6 protein-coding genes are annotated in these 19,227 nt (G+C 73.7%); all 6 read right to left on the bottom strand.

Going from position 1 to position 19,227, the window contains the following annotated elements:
* Positions 1-9,895 (bottom strand): AAA family ATPase (locus D450_RS31345; protein ID WP_152520917.1); only part of this gene is annotated, 9,895 nt, incomplete at its 3' end.
* A 112-nt stretch (positions 9,896-10,007) separates the two neighbouring features.
* Positions 10,008-11,294, bottom strand: a complete 1,287-nt coding sequence (locus tag D450_RS35790) for a helicase-related protein (RefSeq protein ID WP_449289487.1) — start codon at positions 11,292-11,294, stop codon at positions 10,008-10,010.
* A gap of 3,818 nt (positions 11,295-15,112) precedes the next feature.
* Positions 15,113-15,484 (bottom strand): hypothetical protein, encoded by a 372-nt coding sequence (locus D450_RS31335; protein ID WP_017541548.1) that lies wholly within the window; start codon positions 15,482-15,484, stop codon positions 15,113-15,115.
* Positions 15,481-15,954, bottom strand: coding sequence for a DUF4913 domain-containing protein (locus D450_RS32005; RefSeq protein WP_017541547.1), 474 nt, complete (start codon positions 15,952-15,954; stop codon positions 15,481-15,483). The genes D450_RS31335 and D450_RS32005 overlap by 4 nt, the downstream gene beginning before the upstream one ends.
* A complete protein-coding gene (locus D450_RS0125950; protein WP_017541546.1) occupies positions 15,951-17,729 on the bottom strand; it encodes a type IV secretory system conjugative DNA transfer family protein in 1,779 nt (592 codons plus the stop codon). Before D450_RS0125950 ends, D450_RS32005 begins: the two co-directional genes overlap by 4 nt.
* Positions 17,726-19,222 (bottom strand): ATP-binding protein, encoded by a 1,497-nt coding sequence (locus D450_RS0125945; RefSeq protein ID WP_017541545.1) that lies wholly within the window; start codon positions 19,220-19,222, stop codon positions 17,726-17,728. The genes D450_RS0125950 and D450_RS0125945 overlap by 4 nt, the downstream gene beginning before the upstream one ends.
* Positions 19,223-19,227: the final 5 nt, after the last annotated feature.

The following is a 19,227-nucleotide window of genomic DNA, read 5'->3' as shown; positions in this document are numbered from 1 at the left end:
CGGCCGCGGGCACCACGGTGCCGCCGGGCAGCTCCAGGTCCTCCAGGCCCAGGCGGCGCGCCACATCGCTCCATCTGGGGGCCTTGTCGCCGTTGATGCGCTTGGCGTAGGGGCGGCCGACCGCCTCGCGGGCGAAGGCGTGCATGGTGTTGGCGCGCACCGGCAGGTGGGCGAGCTTGTTCTGGGCCTCGTTGGCGTTGGCGCGCCCGTAGACGACGTAGGCGCCCTTTCGGCCCTGCTCGGCCAGCGCTTCGACGACCTGCTCCAGAGTGGAGGTCTTGCCGGTCCCGGCCCCGGCCTGCACCACGATCTTGTCGCCGGCCAGGGCGTGGCGGCGGATGGCCTGCTGTTCCTCGGTCAGGGTGAAGCGGGAGGGCTCAGGGGCTTCGATGACCTCCACCTGGGTCTGGGCCTGGCCGCCGCGGCGCGTGGTGTGCTCGGTGATCTTGGCGGTGAAGCGCTCCAGGACCTGGCCCTGGTCCAGGCCCGGGTCCGTGTCGGCGAAGCGCACGGCCTCGCGGCCCTGCCCCAGGTCGTAGACCACCGTCCAGGCCCTCTGGCCTTTGCGGGGGCCGAAGCGGGCGGTGAAGGGGCGCACCCGGGCGACGGTGACCCCTTCCAGGTCGAGCACGTCGCCGGGCTCGCCGATGTGCCCGGACGGGGTCAGGGCCAGGTCGGCGGCCGCGGTGACGGCGCCGGGCAGCGCCGCCGGGCCCTGGTGCCGCGGCTCCTCTGCCGGGGCGGCAGGCTCCTCGGGCGTGGGGGCGGGCTGTTCGGGGGCCTGTCGGGGCGGTGCCGCCCCGTTCGTGCGCAGCGGGGCCAGCTCGGCGCGCACGTGCTCGTCGACATAGCCCCGGCCCTGCTCGTTCAAGGCGTCCAGCAGCTCGCCCAGGCGGTTGCGGCGGGTGGTCGGCCCCGCGTTGGGGTTGAGCCGCCAGGTCCCGTCCTTGCGGCGGGTGAACTTGGCGGCCTTGAGCATGCGGTGCAGCTGCTCGTCGCCGGGGTCCACGCCGAGTACGCGGGTGGGCCCGTCGTCGGCGTGCTCGATGCGCACGGCGCCGTCGAGCGCCTCGGGGTTATTGCCGTAGGCGGCCAGGCTGCGGGCGCGCTCCCAGTCCCAGCGCCCGTAGATGCTGTGGGCGCTGGCCTCGGCGGCCAGGTCGAGCGCCTGGGCGCGCTCACCGGTGAGCACGAGTTCTTCCAGGGCCTGGTTGAACTCCTCGTGCTGGTGATAGCGCTGGCGCTTGACGCCTTCCAGGGCTGCCCGGGCGCGGGTGAGGGCATCGGCCCCCTCCGGGGCCACGGTGGGGTCGGGCTCGGCGACGACGCGGTCGTGCTCGGTCCACCCGCCGGGGGGTTGGCCGTTGCCCAGCCCGGTGCCGCCGCCGTCGGGACCGGCACCTTGGTCCGGGGGCGGGGTGTAGGTGAAGGGGTCGCGCTGCAGGCGCCCGGCCGGCCGCATCTCCTGGGCGCGGGCGGTCAGGGTCTCCTGGGCGCGTTGCAGGACCTGTTCGAGCTCGTCGTCGCTGCGTACCGACGGGGGGACGGCGTCCTCGTAGCGCCCGAGCAGGGCCAGGGCCTCATCCAGGTCCAGGGCGCCCTGCTGGTTGTACAGGCCCCTGATGCGCCCTTCCAGGTCGCGGGCGTGCTCGCGCGCCTCCTGCATGAGGTCGATCAGGTCCTGTTCCCAGGGGGTGCTCACCTCTGGGCTGCGCAGTTCGCGTCCGATGGCGCTGATCTGCCGGATCGCCGACCGGTAGGAGCCGTTGTGGCGGGCCTGCTCGATCAGGGCGTGCACCCTGTCCATGTTGCGGGAGAGAGCCTCGGCGATGTCCTCCTCCTCGGGCGTTCCAGGGGTGGGCTGGTCGGCGGAGTCTTGGGGCGGCTGCTCGGGGTCGGCTGGTTGCGGCCCGTTGCTCTCAGTGGCCGTCTGGGGGCGCTGAGCGGCATTGAGCTCGTCGTGGACCTGGGCATGGATGTAGGCGATGCCGATTCGGTGGAGGTCGCTGAGCAGCAGCCGCAGAAGGCGCTCGTGGGCCTGGGCCGACAGCCCCGGGTGCAGGCTCCACGTGCCGGGGGCGCGCTCGACGAACTTGTGTTCGGCCAGGGCGGCGCGCAGGGGCTCGTCATGGGGGGCGACCCCGTTCACCTCGGTGCGGCGGTCGCCGTCGTGGCGGATGCTCACCGCCCCGTCGGGGTCCCGCTCCCCTTCGATGTAGAGTGCGCGGCTACGCAGATGCGCGCGCCCCCAGATGCCCGCCGAGTCGCGGTCGTCGAGCTTGTTGATCATCTCGGCCACGGCGGTGTGCTCGCCCTGGTCGAGCATCTGTCCGGCGGCCTCGTTGAACGCCCGGCGGATCTGGCCCTCCAGCTTGCGGCTGCGGGCGGCCGTGCGGCGCAGGACCTCCAGCGCCGCCTGGGCGCGCTCGGCCGCCGGGGTCTGGGGGTCGGCCGTCCAGGGCTCCTCCCCTTTCATCAGGCGCGAGGGCCGCTGCGGCGGGGCGGGGGCGTCCTCGGCGCGCCAGCGCACATCCGAGGCGGTGACCGCGAGCAGCTGGGAGAGGGGGATCCTGAGTGTGAACGGCTTTTCGGTGGGGTGTTCCTCACCCCAGGAGCTGCGCAGGCTCAGCATCATGTGGGTGGGCGAGACCGAGGTGACCGTGCCCTCGATGACCACCGGCGCGGGCTCGGTGGCGGGGAGCGTGCGGGGTTCCAGGCCCGGGTCGACCACGGTGACCAGGCTCAGCTGCAGTTCCTTGATGATCTCCGCATCGCCCAGGGCCCGGTATGCCTGCCGGGCGCGTTCGGAGTCCCCCTCGGGTAGGGCGGCCAGGTCGGTCAGGGCGTTGGGGTCCAGGTCCCAGTCGCGCTTCTTGTCCGCCCGCCACCGGTAGCGGAAGTAGGGCCCCAGGGTGGTGATCTCCTGCACGTCGGAGATGCGCACCCACCCGGTGTTGATGGCCGCCTCGACCTCGTTGCCCAGGTCGGGCGGGAACATCAACAGCTTGGGGCGCGCGTCGAGCCACATCGGGGCCACGAACGGGTGCCCCTTGCGGGGTTTGACCAGGCACAGGGCGACGCCGATGTCGCGCGGGGAGTCCACCTCCACGGCGCCGCGGGCGTTGAGCGGGGGCGGGGGCGCGCCGTCCTGTCCGGCGGCCCGCAGGAGCGAGCGCGGTGTGGTGTTGATCAGGCGGTCGATCTCCTCCGACCACCACTGGCGCGCCTGCTCCATCCCTGCGGCGGCCAGGTCCTCAGCCGCGGCCGACAGGGCCATGCCGTAGCTGGGCAGGGCGCGGTCGTGCACCAGGTACTCGTCGGCGGCCGCCGAGTAGCGGTGGAGCCGCGCTTGGACCATGCCGTCGCTGCGCCCGAAGATCTCGGCGCGCATGGGCCGCCGCCCGGGGCCGCCGGGAAGGTCGGCGGAGTCCAGGTGCCAGTGGTAGCCGTGGATAGCCCGGGCGGCCGGGCGGCGGCCGGCCGGATCGGCGCTGCGCCAGTACCGGGGGGCCCGGGCCAGCGCCGTGGACGGCTCGGCCTCGAAGTCCAGGGGGGCCGGATCCGGTTCGGCCTGCGGCCGGGCCTCCTGGTCCTTCACCGGGCGGTCGGCGTCGCCGGCGTTGTGCGCCGCTGTGCGCTCTTGGTCCTCCTCCTCGGCTCCGGCACCGTCCTGCCGGGCGGCGGCCTGCTCCTGGGGCGTGGCCCGAGCGGTGCGCTGTTCCTGCTGGTAGAGCACCGCTCCGCGCTCATGGTCGATGAGCCGGTAGCCCAGGCGCTCTTCGAGCACAACCGCCACCTCGGCCAGGCGGCGCCGGCAGGTCTCGGGCTTCCAGTTCTCCGGCAGCCGCCACATTTTGCCGCCCAGCCGCGCCCCACGTGTCCAGCGGGCGGCCACGTGGTCGACGAACTTGTGCTCCTTGAGCACCTCTCGCAGTTCACGGATGTCTCCAGCCCCGCGCGGGGCGCGCACCCAGACTTGGCCTCGGGCTTGCGGCCTGAGCGCGAGCACCCCTGCGGGGGGTTCGGCCCCCATGGGGGTCCCTTCCGGGAAGACCAGCTCGGAGCGCAGCGGCAGCCGGTCCAGGCGTCCCAGCGGGTCGATGCGGTCGGCCAGGGTCAGCACGGCCAGCGCCGCTTCGGGGCCTCCGCCGGGGTGCTGGGCCAGTTCTCTTGCCGCCCGGTTGAGGCGTGTGCGCTCGCCCAGGATCACACGCTCCTCGGCCGGGCGCGGCGGCTTCAGCCGGTCCTGGCGGCGGGGCAGCGCGTCCAGGGCCTCCAGAGCAGGCCCGAAGGCTTCGGGTGCTGTGGCGGATGCGGCCTTTTGCTGCAGGTCCGCCAGGTCGGGCAGCACCCATTGGCGGTCGCCGTGCAGGCGCCAGGCGCGCCCGTCCTCGTAGACGAGCTCTTCCAGGTCGCTTTCGAGGAAGCGGGCCTCCTCGGCGCCGGCAGCGATGGTGACCCAGCGGGCCGGGCCGGACTCGACGACCTCGGTGACGGTGCCGGTGACCAGCTTGGGCCGGGTCGACCGGTCGGGGGTTTTCCCGGTGGTCAGCAGGCCGGTGATGCGCTCGCCCCGGCCCAGGGCCACCCCGGCCTCCAAGCCGCGCCGCCCGGGGGCCACCTCCTGTTGGGGGTCGGGCCGGTGGTTGCCCAGCGGGGAGGTGTCCACCGGCTCCTGCTCCTGTTGCTGCCGGGGCCGGTCGGCCTGCCGGTCCTGTGGGCGCTCGTGGTGGGTGCGGGCGCCGTGCAGGCCTTCGTGGATCACCGCGTAGCCCAGGCCCTCCACCGCCTGGGCCAGGGCCTGGTTCAGGCGGGTGGTGCGCAGTTCGGCGCTGTGGTTGGACGGCATCGCCCACTCGCCGCCGCCGCGGTCGCCGAACTTGTGGGCTTTGAGGACCTTGTGCAGGTCCGCGTCGCCGGGCACGCCGCGCAGCCGGGTGCGCCCCTGGTCGTGGTGCTCGACCCGCAGCAGCTTGTCGGGAAGCGCCTCCTCGGGCGGGTAGGCCGCCATGGAGTAGCGCAGCAGGCGACGGGTGCGGGCCAGGGGGTCCAGGCGGTCGGCGACCTCGATCACGGCCGCCGCCTGCTCGGGGGCCTCCTCGGCCAGCCCGTCGATACAGGCCTCCAGCGCGCTGCGGGCAGCGGACCGGTCCCGGGTGAAGTAGTCGCGGAGGCGCTGGGCATCGCGCGGCAGCCCATCCAGGGCCTGCAGCGCCCGCACCAGGTCCTCGGGGGCGTCGGGCCGGGCGGCGGCGCGGTGCAGGGCCAGCAGGTCCTGCAGGACCCAGGGCCGCTCGGGGTGGTAGCGCCAGGCCCTGCCGTCGGCGGTGACGACCTCTTCCAGGTCGTTGGTGGCGATGTGGCGGTCGGTGTCGGCGGCGGCCACGCGCACCCAGCGGTCGCGGACGCCGCCGCTGCTCAGTTCGGTGACGGTTCCCATGACCAGGCGCGGCTGGTCGCGACCGGTTTCCATGGTCCAGCCGTTGCGCAGCAGGAACACCGCCCGCTGGCCTTCGCCGAGGCCGAGCTCGCGTGCGTTCTCGGCCTGTTGCCACTGGTCCTGCGGCGGCAACACGATCGGCCCCGCTTGGGCCGGGGGCTCCGGGGACGCCGGTTCCTGGGCGGGTGCTGCGGCCTCGCCTTCGCCCGCAGAGGCCTGGGCTGTGGCGCGGGCGGCCGGCTCCCACGGCGGGGCGTCCGGTCCCTGCACCGCGTCGGGGTGCTCGGCCAGGTAGGCGGCGTAGCGCTCGCACAGCGCGGCCGCCCGGCCCTGCACCGATCCGCTCCCGCGCACCCGGGGAGCGGATCGGGCCGCCTGGCGTGCCAGGTCGATGGCCTCGCGGTAGGCCGCCGGCTCGGCGAGGTCGTTGACGAGCCGGTGCGCCAGCGACGAGGCGTCCTCGGCTGCTCGCTGCGCCGTCTCGGTGTCGCCTTCGGCCGCGGCCCGGGCCAGCTCGCCGCGGGCCTGCTGAGTTTGCTCGGCCCATGCCCGGAACTCGGCGCTGGCCTCGTGGGCGGGCTCGGCCTGCAGCAGGTGGTCGCGCAGGTCCCAGTACAGGCGGGCCAGGTGCGCATCGGATCGGGCGGCTTTGAGCAGCTCCAGGGCCCGGCCGTGCCGGCCCTGTTCGATGAGTCCTTCGGCCTGAGCCTGGATGCGCTGGGCCGCCCCGGGGTGGCCCAGCGCGTCGGCCGCATCGCGCCAGATCCGCCCGGCCTCGGCGGCCTCCTCGGCGCCCTGCGGAGCAGGGGCCCGGCCCAGGTGATCGGCGGGGGCGGGGACGGTGTCCAGGTCCAGGGCCTGGCGCACGGCCGCGCCGGTGACCTGCTCCATCGCCTGGTGCCACCCGGCGGCGTCGTCCCAGTCGATCGACCGGGCTTGGGCGGCCCAGGTGAGCGCGGTGTGGTACTCCCCTTGGGCCAGCAGGGCCTGGATGGCCCGGTGGGCCTCCTGGCGGGCCGGGGCGAGCTGTCGGCGGACCTCCTCGGGAACGGGGCGCTGGTTCTTGCGCCGCTGGTCGTAGCGGGGGTGCTTGCGTTCGAGGGTCCGCACCGCCTCCTGGACCGCCCGCTCGTCCCCGACCGCCCGCGGCGAGGAGGGCAGGCCCTCGGCCCAGTCCAACAGGACCTGGGTGCGCTGCTCGTCGACCTCGGCGTCCACCGCCCGGTAGGGGGCCCATACGTGCGGCACCTGCTCCAGGGCCGCGACCGCCTCCCGGTACAGGCCTTCGCGGCGTGCGCGCTCGCAGAACCCGCGCACCTGGTCCAAGTACCAGTTCTGGGGCCCGAGGGCCTCGGCCCGGTTGAGCAGGTCCAGCAGTTCGCGCACATGGCCCGGCAGCGGCACCGCGGCCACCGCCGAGCGGTGCCCGTAGGCGGCCAGGCGCTCCTCCAGGTCAGGGCCCGTGGCGTGCGGGGCCTTCCAGGTCCACCGGCCGTCGGTGGTGGCCGCCTGTGTGATCGCCCCCGGGGAGAGCGCGACCCACCGGTCGTCCCCCGGGCGGCCGGTGTCCACGAACACCGTGCCCTCCACAGGCTCCTCCAGGAATCCGGTGCGCGAGAGGGGGCCCATCACCAGTTCGCCGCCGCCCGTGGGGTCGTCGAACTCCCCCAGCGGGGCCAGGGCCACGTTGCGCCCCTCCAGGGCGCGCATGTCCGCATCGCCCAAGCTCAAGCCGGAGGGTCGGTGGGTGAAGGCGAGCACGCCGTCTTCGGGGGGGTCGGCGGGGCGGCTCGCCCGGGGCTCGGACTCGGCGGCCGCGGGGGCAGCCTCGGTCTCGGCAGGCTGCGGCGGGGCGGCCTCCTGCGGCTCGGGGGGTTCGTCCGGGTCGGGCTCGGTGACCATCTGGTAGGCATAGCCCGCCTCTTCCAGGGCGGCGCGCAGCCTGGTCAGCCGTCTTTGGACGGTCTGGGGGCGCCAGTTGGCGTTGGTGACGTAGGCGTTCTCGGTGGGGGACTTGAGCAGCTTGGGGCTCGCGTACAGGATTTTGGCCAGGGCTTGGTCGGCCGGGGCGCGGCGCCCGCCGGCGCCGAACAGGCGCACCTTGCCCTGGTGGCTCTGCTCGATCTGCAGGACGGGCCGGTCCTGGGCATCCCGCGGGAAGGTGGCCTTGTCCAGCAGGGTGGTGTAGGTGTCCTTCCACTCCTGCTCGATGTGCTCGGGGCCCGTGTTCAGGGCGGGGCGGGCCCGGCGCAGGTGAGCCCGGGCCATCGGGTAGTCGCCCCGCTCCAGAGCCCGGCGGGCCCCGGTGAGGGCCCGCTCGCAGGCCTCCAGGTTGGCATCCACCCACCGGCGCTGCCCCGCCGAGGAGACCATCTCCACCTGGTCCAGGGGGGCCGTATAGTCCTGGCCACTGTCGGCGGCGTGCAGGCGCAGCCCCTCGCCGGTGATCTCCTCCAGGTTCCCGGCGAAGATCAGGCCTCCGGGCCCGTGGACGGCCACACGGTCGCCGACCAGGTCGCCGAAGCGCTCGTGGAACCGGCCCAACTGCTCGGAGGCGGCCCCACCGGTCTCGTCCCTGCTCTTGACCTGTGCGCGGCGAACGGCCCCGCGCTGCTGGGTCCAGAACCGGTGCTGCTCCTCGTGGGCATTGATCGCGTTGGAGCACAGCCGTAGGGCGTTGTCGAAGCTGCCCTCGGAGGCCATCGTCTGCACGACGCCGGCCAGGGCGTCGCGAGCGCGCAGGAAGTCCTGCCAGTCCCCGCCCTTGGGGTCGGCGTTGCGGTAGTCGGCCAGCGCCTTGAGCGGGCTGACCTCGCGGCCCGGCTCGGCCACCGGCAGCTGTCCGCCTTCGGTTCGCCCACCCGCGCCTTCGGCCTCGGTGGCATTGCCCCGTGCCGCTGCGGGCACGCCCGGCCCCTCCCCGGCCTCCCGCACTCCTTCGGCCAAGGGCTGCGCCCCGGCGCCGTCTCCGGTGGGCTGCTCCTGCTCAGAGGCCTGCGGGGGTTCCTCGGCCGGCGGCTGTGCGGGCCCGGGGGGTGTCTCCATGGCGTTGTTGCAGGTGCGCGCCAGCCGCTCGGCGTCGGAGCGGCTGTACTCTCCGGGGCCCACATCGCCGGTGGGCGAGACCAGCGCCCAGGAGGCGTCGGCGCCGTTGGGCACCTGCAGCACCTTCCACCGCCCGGTGGGATCCTGGCGCTCCTGGGGGTGGGGGCGCTGCTGCCAGGCCTGGTGGCGAGCGCACACGGCCCGGTAGTGGGCGTCGGCCCAGTAGCCTCCGCCGTCGGCCGCGGCCGCCAGGGCGGCCAGGTCCATGGCGGTGGTGTAGACGCCGGCGTCGACGGCGGCGAGCACCGCGCGGCGGGCCGCCGCCCGGCGGGACTCGCCGTTTTCCAGCAGGTCGTCGACGGCCAGGCGGGCGCGCGTGGCCGCCTGTTCGGCCTGGGCTCCGGTGGCGTCGGGCACCTGGCGGCGCACCCGGTACTCGGCGGCGTCCTCCTTCACCGTCTTGGCGAGCCAGCCCTGGCCGGGGCCGAACGCGGTCCCGGGGTCCCGGGGCCGGCCCTGGTCGGCGGCCTCGAAGTAGGTGGCGGCGATCTTGCGGTTGTCGAACCGCGCCATCGGTGTGGCGGAGCGCTCCACCAGCGGCGGGCCGGAGCCCTCGGCGGTCAGCTCCTCCCGCTGGGGGCCGCCGGTCAGGCCGTAGTAGGGCAGGCGCACGTGGTGGGCGATCGCAGAGGCGCGTTCGCGCCACCGGGCCTGCTGGGCGGGGTCGGTCTCGGCGTAGGCGGCCTCGTTGCAGAAGTGCAGGGCGGTCCGCAGGTCGTCCAGGGCGAACATCGTGTCGATGGCGGTGCCCAGCTCCTGGCGGGCGATCTGGGGGTTGCCGCGCTGTTGGGCGGCCTCCAGGTGCTCGATGATCCTCTCGGCCTGGCGGTGGCGGAAGGAGCTGCCTGCGGGAAGGCGGGACTGCAGCTTTTCGGCCGCGTTGCTCAGGGCCGCGTTATGCAGGGTGGAGTCCTCGCCGGTGATGGCCTGGATACGGTCGACGATGGCCAGGGCCTGGGCGTGCTCGCCCCGGCGGGTCGCGTCCGTGGCCTCCTGGGCCAGCGCGCCGTGGATCTGTTCGGCCCGCTGCGGGCTGGTCTGGTCGTTCACCCGTTCCAGGTCGGCCAGCGTGGCGGTGACGCGGTGGGGCAGCTCCACCCAGGCCGACAGGGCGGCGTCCAGACGCCAGGGCTGGGCGGCATCGTCCTGCCAGCGGTGCCCGTCGGCGGTGGCCAGCTGCAGCCCCTCCAGCGGCACGGGCAGCGGGCCGCCGTCGACGAAGATGCCCAGCGTGCGGGCCTGCAGATCCAGGCCGCTCACGTGGCCGACCAGCGGCGGGGCGGGGCCGGTCGGGCTGGCGGGACCGGGGTGGTCGCCGACCGGTTGGCCGGGGGCGGCGATGACCTGCACGCCCGGGCGGGCGATGCGGGCGAGGCGGCCCTCGGGGCCTTCTTCGCGGCCGGGGCCCGCCGCGGGCCCGGCGCCGCCGCCTCCCCCTGCGCCCTGGCTGTTCGGGGCCGCGTCAGTGCCCGACGGGCCGGGGGCGTGGTCGGGCTNCCGCGGAGCCGCCGTCGGCGGTGCGCCCCCCGGGGCCCTGCCGGGGCCCGGAGCTCTCCGCCGCGCCGCCCGACGCGCTGGGGACAGCGCCCTCTTCACGGGGGGCGGGCGCCTCCTGCTCGCCCTCGCCGCGCTCCTCGGCCTTCTGGGCGTCGTTCCCGAACAGCTCGGCATTGAGCTCGTCCAGGCGCCGCCGGGCCTCGATCAGCGCGTCCCGGTAGGGCCAGGGCTCCTCCAGCTGGGCCTGGGCACTGGCGATGTCGGCCTCCAGGCCGGGGATCTGGCGCTGCAGGCGCTCCGTTTCCTTGGCGATGTCGGTGATCGACCGGGTCAGGCGCTGCAGCAGGTGCACCGGGTCGGTCCCGGCCAGGTCGTTGGCCTCCACCCAGAACCCGGAGTTGGGCACGCCCTGCAGGGAAATGTGCACGCCCTCGCGGCCGTAGAGGCCCACGAGCACGTCGAATCCGCCCAGGTGGCCCGCGTTGAGGGTCTGGAAGGCCGCCTCGGCGGTCAGGCCACGGCCGGCCTCGGTGCGCCAGCGGGCGTTGGAGGCTTTGACCTCGTCCAGCAGCGCCCGGCCGGCCTGGGCCCGGTCGGTGAAGGACTGGCCGAAGACGTCCATGGTGAAGGCCTCACCGCGCATGTCCTTGGCGCGGGCCTGGGCCTGCTCCAGGGCGGCGGCGTCTTTGCGGTAGCGCTCCAGCGTGCGGGTGTTGCTCTCCAGCCCGTCGCGCACGGCCTGCTGGCCCCGGATCCACTCGGCCTCCACGTCGCCCAGCCGCAGCACCTCCTTCTTGGCCACCAGGTGCTCCACCACCCTGGGGTCGTCCAGGATCAGGGCGCGGATCTCCACGGCCGAGAGCACCTCTTGGGCCTCGATCAGCAGTTCGCGCTCGGAGCTGGTGTGGTCGGTGCGCAGCATCTGGGAGATGAAGGTGATCTTGCGCTCCAGCACCTGCCACATGAAGGCGTCGAAGGAGCCGCGCACCAGGTAGCGCAGGATCTGCACCTGGGGGTTCTGGTTGCCCTGGCGCAGGATGCGGCCCTCGCGCTGTTCCAGCCAGTCCGGGCGCCAGGCCGGGTCCAGGTGGTGCAGGGCCACGGCGCGGTTCTGCACGTTGACGCCGTTGCCCATGGTGGGGGTGGAGCCCACGAGCACGTCGACGTGGCCGTCGCGCGCGGCCGCCAGCAGCTCCTCGCGCTTCTTGGGGTTCTTGGCCTCCTGGATGAAGCGGATGCGCTCGGGGTTCATCCCCTCGGCGACCAGCAGGGCCTTCAGCTCGGCGTACAGGTCGAAGTCGTTCTTGCGCTTGCGCGACTTGTCGGCGGGGGTGCCGTGGTCGCAGAAGACCAGCTGCAGGCCGCCCGGGTGCGGGGAGTCGCCGCTGCCGTCGGCCATGGCGTAGACGTTGTCGCGGTTCTCGCGCCAGATCTGGGCGATCTGGGCCGCGCACGCCGAGACCTTGTTGTCGCCGCTGGCCTCGCGCCCGATCAGCCGCATGTCCAGCGCGGCGAGCTTGCCGTCGTTGAGGACGTTCAGGAGGTTGTCGTCGCCCTTCTGGGGGCGGGGCGGCACCTTGTCGGCGCGGTCGGCCAGCTCCTTTAGGAGCTGCTCCATCTCCGGCGGGCGCTCCACCAGGATGTTGGTGGCCTTGCCGCCGGCCACCTCGGGCACGGGCAGGCCGTGGTCCATCAGGATGTCCACGCGGGTGCGCAGCATCCCGTGCAGGTCGGGGTGGTTCTGAAAGCCCAGGTCGCGCAGCTTGATGTGGTAGCGGCTGGCGTCGACCTTCAGCTCTGGGACCTCCCCGCGCACGTGGAAGCTGGAGTGGAAGTCGTCGAAGTGGGCGCCTCCGATCTCCTCCAGCACCTCGGGCATGAGGTAGTGCATCATCACCCAGTTGTCCCAGGTGTCGTTGGACAGCGGGGTGCCGGTCATACCGCAGATGACGCGGGGGCCGAACCGCTCGCGCATCCACTCCAGCTTCATGTCCAGGTCCACGGCCCGCTGCGAACCGGACCGCTCGACCAGCGCCGACTCGATCGGCAGGTTCTTGTAGTCCTGGATCTCGTCCACGACCAGGTAGCCCAGCCCGGTCCTCTCCCAGACCAGCCCGCCGGCCTCGTTGTGGATCGCCTCGATCTTCTCGTCGTAGTTGGCCCGGATGTCGGCCAGCCGCGACTCCAGCTCCTTGACGGTCTCCGCGGCCCGCTCGTCGCCGTCGGCCGCGGCCTTGGCGGCGGCCGCGTCCCGGCGGTCGCGCAGGCCCTGCAGCTTGCGGTCGCAGTAGGCCTCCATCGCCTCGCCCGACATGGGGATGGCCTTGAAGGCGTTCTGCGACAGGATGACCACGTCGTAGTCGTTGGTGGTCAGCTTGGCCAGGAACGCGGCCCGGTTCGCGGCGACCTTGGCCCGCCGGTCGGCCTTGCGCTCGGCCTCCGTGTCGCCCCGGCCGGTGGGCGAGCCGTTGACGTCCACGGTGTCGGCCACCAGCACCCGGGCGTTGGGGTAGGCGTTCAAGAACTCCTTGGCCGCGCCCTCCAGGGTCGAGGGCGGCACCACCCAGGCCGGGGTGCCGATCAGCCCCAGGCGGCGCTGTTCCATCAGCCCCATGGCGGCCGCGCGGGACTTGCCCGAGCCCACCGCGTGCCACAGCCCGGTGCCCGGGCCCGAGACCATCAGCGCCGCGGCCACGTTCTGGTGCGGGTGGGGGGTGAACCACTCGGCCATGCCCGGCGGCCGGGTGTGCCGGTATCCGTCGAAGCTGCGCGGCAGGTGCGCGCGGAAGGTGTCGTTGTAGCGGGTGACCAGCTCGCGCTTGCGCTCGGGCTCGGCCCACAGCCAGGTGTAGTAGGCCTTGTCCATCTCCGAGGCGCAGGCGCGCGCGGCCTCGGTGGCCTGCTCTTGGAAGACGCCCTTGTCGTTGAAGACCGCGATGGTGGCCTGGTTGAGGACGGCCTCGGCGACCTTGTAGGCGTTGAACTGCTTGACGCCCCACTTCTGGGTGACCTCGGCGGCCTTGACCCGCTCGCCCTTGACCTTGTAGCGGCCGTTTTTGCGTTCGACCGCCACATCCGGATCGTTGAGGATCTCGGCCAGGAACTGCTGGATGTAGCCGGTGCCCACCCAGGCCGAGCTCATGCGCACCCGGATCTGGTTGGCCTCCAGGTCGGGCGGCACCACCTGTTGCAGGGCGGCCACGTTCTCGGTGTAGGCCTCATCGCGCTCGGCCGCGGCGCGCGCGGCGGCCAGCTTGGCGCGCACGTTGCCCGACAGGTACTCCCCTGCCGCCACCAGGCCCCGCTGGGGGTCGTGGAAGATGTGGCCCTTCAGGGCCTGGCGGGCCTCCTGTGGGGTGGTCTGCAGCAGGTGGGCGATGTGGTCCACATCGACGCGGCCGCGCTCTTCCAGGCACACCGCCAGCGCGTCGGCCGGCGTTTCGATCTGGGCCGGGGGGCGCGGGCTCATCACCCGCTGGGTGAAGATGCGGGTCTTGGTGCCGGTGCCGGTGGCCAGGTCGTAGTTCTCCAGGCCGAACACCAGCGCCGAGTCCGGGTCGGAGGCGAACCCGCCCCAGCGGGGCCGCACCGCCACCTCCACCGTCGTCTTCTGCCCGGTGTCGGGGTCGGTGCCCGGGCGCTTGACCATGTCGGGCCGGTTGGGCGATCCGTGCTCGGCGACGAAGGCGTCCCAGCGGCGGTTGAGATCGGCGCGCAGCCGTGCGATGTGGTCGGTGTCCTCGGCCGTGGCGGCCTCGGCCTCCAGCAGTTCCTTGCAGGTGTCGCGGATGCCCAACAGGCGCCCCAGGGCGCGGGCGCTTGCGGCCTTGGGGCCCAGGTGGTGGACGCGCTGGCCCATGCGGATCTGGTCGAAGCCGCCGTCGGGGCGCTGGATGATGCGCCCCTCCAGCTGGGACAGGTCCTCGGGCTCCTCGGCCACCGGCTCGGGGGCCTGCAGCGGCCCGGCCGCTTCCAGGCCCTGCTGGCGGGCGTGGGCCACGACCTGCTCCAGGGCCTGTTCCAGGGCCGGGCCCGCCTGCGGGTCGCCGTTGACCTGCAGGGTGTGCTCGGAGTACATGCCCTGGCCCAGCGCCAGCTCGCCGAGCACCAGGTGCGGGTTGTCGGCGAAGTAGGCGTTGATGCGGGCGCTGTCGCCGTCGAGTTCGACCTTGCGGGTGTGGACCCAGTCGGTGGCGCGTGGCTGGGCGTCGGCCTCGCGGCGGCGGAACACCAGCACGTCGGTGACCACGTCGGTGCCCGCGGCGCGCCGGTGGGCGCCGGTGGGCAGGCGCACCGCCCCGACCAAATCGGCCAGGCGCGCCATCTCCCGGCGGGCGTCGGCCCTCTCGGCGTCCATGGTGTAGCGGGAGGTGATGAAGGCGACGACGCCGCCGGGGCGCACCTGGTGCAGGGCCTTGATGATGAAGTGGTTGTGGATGCGGTGCTTGCCCGCGTTGTGCACCGGATCGTGCAGGCGGAAGTCACCGAAGGGGACGTTGCCCACCGCGGCGTCGAAGGCGTTCTCGGGCAGGCGCAGCTTGGCGTAGGAGTCGGCGAAGACCTGGGCCCGGGGGTAGAGGTGGGAGGCGATGTCGGCGGTGGTCGGGTCGAGTTCCACGCCGACCATGTGCACGCCTTGGGGAGCGGTGCCGATGAAGGTGCCCGACCCGCAGCCGGGTTCCAGGACGCGCCCGCCGGTGATGCCCAGCTCGGCCACGGCCTTCCAGATCGCGCGGGTGTAGGCCGCGTCGGTGTAGTGGGCGTTGGTGGTCGAGCGCGAGGCGCTGGCGTAGGCGGCCGGGCCCACCAGGTCCATCAGCTCGCGGCGGGCGCTCTCGAATTCGGGGCGGGCCTTGTCGAACAGGGCCGGCACCGCCCCCCACCCCGACCAGCGCGCCAGGACCTGCTGCTCCTCAGGGGCGGCCGGGCGGGCCTCAGCGCGCAGGCGCCGCACCAGGGCGATGGCCTCCAGGTTGGCGCGCAGGCGGGCCTTCTCCCCGGAGGGGGCAAGGTCGGCTTGGCTGCGGGGGCGGAACGCCTCCATGCGGCTCCCTTCCAAAGGGGGGTGGGTCAGTCGCGCTCCTCCAGGCGCCGCAGCAGGTCATCGGCCTCCTGCTCGGCCGCCTCGATGCGCCCGTCCAGCTCGTCGTGCTCGGCTGTCCAGGGGTCCTCGTCCTCTTCGGCCTCGACGTAGACCTGCTGGCGCATCACCGCCTCCTCGGCGTCGGTGCGGGCGGTGCGGATGCGCCGGGCGTTTGCCAAGGGGTCGCCCGCCTCGGCGGGCGGGCGGGTGTCGAGCAGTTGCTGCTGGAGCCGGTCGATCTGGGCCTCCAGACGCAGGCCGAAGTCGGTGAAGAAGGCCTGGGGGTCCTCCAGCTGGCTGTAGGCCCGGGGGCGCTGCTGCTGCCAGTAGCGCCGGGCCTGCTCCCCGTAGGTGTTCATCGCTGCTCCAGGGGTGGCGACGGGATCCGGTGGTCGGTACGGCCGGTGGCGCGCATGCAGGCAGCGAAGGGCCCCTTGGCCGATCTGAGCCGCTCCATGGTGGGGAACAGGTGGGTGTTGATCCAGGTGATCGGCCCGACCGATCCGGCCTGCTCGGTGTCGATGAAGTACTGCCAGGACAGCCACAGGGCGTGCAGCATGCTGACGGCGTCGCGGTGCTGGGGCCACTGGGTGCACCAGGGCGCCGAGGCCGAGACCGAGTGCACCCACACCGGCACCAGGTAGGTGTCCACCCAGTGGCCCAGCTCCCTGACCACGGTGACGTAGGTGGAGCGGTCGAAGTCCGGGTGGTCGACGTGCGGGGCCACCGGCTCCTCGGGGGCGGGCGCCCCTCCGTCGTGGCCGGGGCCCTCCGGTTCGGCGCCGGGCTCGCCCGGTCCAGTGGCGCGGTCGTCGTCTGCTCCGCTCACCGCAGCATCCTCCTGCTCGCGCGGGCGCTTTGCACGATGGCCTCGTCCAGGGCGTCCTTGCCGCGGGCGATGTCCTCGGCCGCGGGGCCGCGGTACCAGGGGTTGAGCCGCACCTTGGCCGGGCGCATGGAGGTGGCCAGCACGATCGCGGTGCCCTCCTTCATCTCGCGCACGTCGGCGATGTCGAGGATGCGCTCGCGGCGCCGCGATCGAGTGGTGCTGGTGCTGCCGGACGAGCGCGAGACCGAGGTCTCGGTGACGTAGTGCAGCCCCACCAGCTTGGACAGGCGGTCGGCGTAGGCGTCGTCGTCCACGCCCGACCCCAGCACCTTGACCGTGGAGGCGCTGAACAGGGTGTTCATCCCGCCGCGGCCCCACACGCCCGTGCCCTGCTCGTAGTTCTGCAGGATGGTGATCGGGGTGATGCCGCGCGATCCGAAGTGGGAGTACAAAAAGGGCAGGTCCTCGATCTTGCAGACGTTGGCGGCCTCGTCCAGCACCGGCACCATCGGCGGGTCCAGGCGCTGTCCGGGGCAGGCCTCGGCTTCGGCGACCCCGGCGCGCAGGCACGCGTCGGTCAGGGCGGTGATGATGCCCGCGGCCGACCCGCCGCCGTCCTTGGACAGCAGGTACAGGGCGTCGGTGCTGGCCACGAACTCGGCGGGGTCGAATTCGTCCTTGTAGGGGCCGGGGGTGACCCAGGCGCGGATGTCGGGGTCGAGCAGGCACGCCACCGCCTGGCGGGCGTGCTCGTAGATGCCCTCGCGGGTCTCGAAGGCGCCGTCGATGGTGCCCTCCAGGCTGTCGGCGAGCACCTCCAGGCCCTCGTGGGCGCGCAGGATCTCCACCGGGGTGCGGTCGGCTGCGTCGAAGACCCACCGCATGGCGTCCTCCAGGCCCCGGCCGGGGTCCAGGGCGGCGGCGTGGAAGAGGCTGCGCAGCACGCTCTGGCCGGCCTTGCCCCACCACTCGCCCTTGCCGCCTTTCCCGCCGGCCGAGGCGTTGTTGGACAGGTTCATCGCCAGGCGCCCGGCCCCTTCCAGGGTGCGCGCCTCGGTGATCATGTCCCAGTAGAACTCGTCGTCGCGGTGGCCGTGGGTGATGTTCTGCGGGTCGAAGCACCACACCCGCCCCTTCTCGGCACGCTTGGTGGCGGTCAGGGTGTAGATGTCGGCCTTGTTGGAGGTCACCAGGCACGCCCCCGGGGCCTCCAGGGCGGCGGGCCCGCCGATGGCGCTGGTCTTGCCGCCGCGCGGGCCCATGATCACCAGGGCGGTGTCCTCCCAGGAGCCGCGCAGCTCAACCCCTTCGGGGTCCATGGTGCCCAGGGCGAACCCCGCGTCGGCCGGGGCGATGTCCTTGGCACGCCGGTCCTTCAGGGAGGGGCGCAGCCGCTGGGCCTTGGCGGTCTGGGCGGGCACGGTCAGGCGCTTGGCCTGGCGGCGGTTGGCGAAGCCGTCCCTGCGGGGCAGCAGCGGGGGGACCGTCCAGGCCGCCGCCAGGGCCAGGGCGGCCGCGGCCAGGACCACCGCGATGATCCCGCCGGCGATCCAGGGCGTGGCCACCCCGGGCCAGGGGTCGGTGCCGCGCAGCGCCCAGATCAGCGTGGCCGGAGAGAACGGCGGCGGGTCCCACCCGGCCCCCGAGGCCCAGGCCCCCAGGGTGCCGCCGAGCCAGACCAGGCCCAGCACCGCGACCAGAGCCGCTACGGGGATGAGCACCCACAGCGGCGTCAGGTCGGCCGGGCCGCCTCCGCCGTGCCGGTCGCGGTTCACGCCACCACCTCCGTGCTCGGGCTCTCGCGGTGGGCGCGGATCGCCGCGTCGGTGTCGTAGAGGTCCAGCTCGGCGGGGGTGAGCATGAGCTGGACCGGCACCCCCACCCGCGCGCCGATCTTGAGCAGGTACTTTCCGCGGCCGGGGTGGACCATGGTGGAGCCGTCGGCGCCGGTGGTGGCCGGGGAGGACCAGGAGGCCACGATGTCCTTCTCGCCGTCGGTCAGCGGCCGCTGGGCGTCCACGCGCTCCAGCTCCGAGCGGGGCATGGCGGCCAGCACCAGGGTGTCGCAGCGCTCCATCAGCCCCGAGGCCTTGGCCCGGTCCTCCTCGGTGGGCAGGGCGTCCAAATCGCGCAGGGAGTGGGTGACCATCATCGACACCTCGCCCTTGGAGCGGTTGAGGCGGGTGATGCCGTCCAGGGCGTCGACCATCCCGGGGCCGGCACGCAGCGCCCGCCACAGCTCGTCCAGCGGCAGCACCACCGGGCGCGAGGCCCGCCCCAGGGCGCGGGCGGTGTCCACCGCGGCGTAGGAGTAGGACCAGGTGGCCAGCAGCCCGGCGGCCACCACCGCGTCCCCGGCGCCCAGCAGCGGCTGCAGGTCCACCGACACCGCGGGTGAGTCCAGGTCCAGCGGGGTGGTGGTGGCCGAGTCGAACAGGCCGGCCAGCGGCCCGTCGCACAGGTTCTCCAGGGCGGCCACCAGCTGGCGGGTCAGGGAGATGTACTCGGCCTCGTCGCTGACCATGAGCCGGTCGAACAGCTCGCCGGTGGGGGCGCGCAGCACACTGATCACGTCGGGGATGACCGGGTCGCGGTCGCGGGAGAGCTGGTCGGCCAGGCGGATCGCGCTGGACAGGGCGGTGGACTCGGCGGCCACGGGGCGGTGGCCCAGCCCGTGGGTTGTGGCCAGCAGGGCGTGCAGGAACTCTCCGCGGCGCCCGTTGATCTCGGCGCGCAGCCGCTCGGCCTCGGCGTGGGGCAGGGTGTGCAGTTTGCGCCCCAGCGGGCCCGAGTCGAGGGGGTTGATGCGGTCCATGCCGCGGCCCACCCGCACCACCTGGCCGCCCATGCGCCGCACCAGCTCGGAGTACTCGCCCTTGACGTCGCCGGGGCACAGCAGCTGGTAGCCGTAGCCGACCAGCCAGGTGGCGATGCGCTTGGCGATGGCGGACTTGCCCACGCCGGGCTGGCCCTGGATCCACACCCCGGGGTTGGAGGTGAGCCGCCCGACCCATCCGGCCGGGTCGATGCACTCCATCTCCCCGGTGAGCAGGTCGGGGCCGATGGGCACGCCTTCTGCGGGCAGCCCGGCGGCCTGCATCCAGGGGTAGAGCCCGGCGACCTGGTTGGTGGTGCCCAGGTAGATGCTGCCGGTCTCCACGTGCCCGGCGCGGCCGGCGGCCGGGCCCTTCCAGCCGCGGGCGCCGGCGATGACCCGGGCGTTGAGCGGGCGCTCCTGCTCGGCGGGGGTGTCCTTGGCGTTGCTCACTGGGC

The sequence above is a fragment of the Nocardiopsis halophila DSM 44494 genome, assembly GCF_000341245.1.
In the GTDB taxonomy this organism is placed as follows: Bacteria; Actinomycetota; Actinomycetes; order Streptosporangiales; family Streptosporangiaceae; genus Nocardiopsis_A; species Nocardiopsis_A halophila.
This window is presented reverse-complemented; position numbering and strand designations above follow the sequence as displayed.